1 protein-coding gene is annotated in these 255 nt (G+C 99.6%); it reads right to left on the bottom strand.

Annotation, left to right across the window (positions count from 1 at the left end; all coding sequences use genetic code 11):
• Positions 1-255, bottom strand: a 255-nt coding sequence (locus tag ACTHTQ_RS11540) for a hypothetical protein (protein WP_268083134.1), incomplete at both ends; no start/stop codon positions are given.

Raw genomic sequence — 255 nt, 5'->3', positions numbered from 1 at the left:
CCCCCCCCCCCCCCCCCCCCCCCCCCCCCCCCCCCCCCCCCCCCCCCCCCCCCCCCCCCCCCCCCCCCCCCCCCCCCCCCCCCCCCCCCCCCCCCCCCCCCCCCCCCCCCCCCCCCCCCCCCCCCCCTCCCCCCCCCCCCCCCCCCCCCCCCCCCCCCCCCCCCCCCCCCCCCCCCCCCCCCCCCCCCCCCCCCCCCCCCCCCCCCCCCCCCCCCCCCCCCCCCCCCCCCCCCCCCCCCCCCCCCCCCCCCCCCC

Source organism: Neisseria sp. P0020.S003 (assembly GCF_051957095.1).
In the GTDB taxonomy this organism is placed as follows: Bacteria; Pseudomonadota; Gammaproteobacteria; order Burkholderiales; family Neisseriaceae; genus Neisseria; species Neisseria subflava.
This window is presented reverse-complemented; position numbering and strand designations above follow the sequence as displayed.